This is a genomic window from Arthrobacter sp. JCM 19049, from assembly GCF_001310435.1.
The window spans coordinates 1-716 of record NZ_BAXF01000824.1 but is presented as its reverse complement, the minus strand read 5'-3'; the positions used below and the strand labels follow the sequence as shown (position 1 = coordinate 716).

The window sequence follows — 716 nt, the reverse complement described above, 5'->3', positions numbered from 1 at the left end:
CCCAAGCCGGCGGAGAGCAGGAGGGAAACCAGGATCAGCGCCCCGGAAACGGCGGGGATGAACCAGCGTCCGGCGGTCAGCCGCCGCAGCGTTTGCCACACCTTTTGCATGATCACCACGCCTCTAGAACGCCGCCGGGACGGCCTTGTAGCCGGCCTTGGCGATGGCGGAGACCAGGTCCTGCACGCTGGCGCGCTGCGGGTCGTGCTGCACCTGGACGCGGGAGGAGGCGAAGTGCACCTTCACCTCGGTGACCCCATCCAGCTTCTTGACCTGCTTTTCAATCTTTCCCACACAGGACGGGCAGGAGAATCCCTCGGCGCGCAGCGTGGTCCAAATGCTGGTCGTGGTGCTCATGATGGCTTTCCTTTCGCAGGTTGCGTCCTTCCCGGTATCCCAGGAAGTACCTTCACCCTACGAACGGGCCCTAACCCCCACCATGATCTGCGTCAGTTAACCGCACATACGCTCTGGCTAGTAGTTTTCGGCGATCTCCGTGAGCCTGGCGCGGTCGGTCAGCGCCGTCCAGCGCCGCCCGGTCTCGATGATGCCGGCCTTGCGCAGAGAGCTCATCGCCCGGGAAACCGATTCGGGGCTCGCCCCGGTAATCCCGGCCAAATCGGCGCGGGAGAGTGGGAACTGGATCAGCTCACCCTGCCGGCTGGGGGTGCCGAACTTGTCCGCCAGGCGCAGCAGGGTCGCGGCGACCCGGCTGG

Annotated in this window: 2 protein-coding genes; both read right to left on the bottom strand. The window is 65.6% G+C overall.

Translation table 11 applies throughout. From position 1 onward, the window contains the following. Nucleotides 1–123: 123 nt before the first annotated feature. Nucleotides 124–357: a heavy-metal-associated domain-containing protein gene (locus tag JCM19049_RS16540; RefSeq protein ID WP_054822077.1), complete on the bottom strand. Its 234-nt coding sequence runs from the start codon at nt 355–357 to the stop codon at nt 124–126. Between the two features lie 117 nt (nt 358–474). Continuing rightward, the coding region (locus JCM19049_RS16535) for a helix-turn-helix domain-containing protein (protein ID WP_279403465.1) at nt 475–716 on the bottom strand (242 nt) is incomplete at its 5' end.

Excerpts from the sequence above, each read along its gene's own strand:
- JCM19049_RS16540 (WP_054822077.1), bottom strand. The coding sequence starts at position 357 with ATGAGCACCACGACCAGCATTTGGACCACGCTGCGCGCCGAGGGATTC.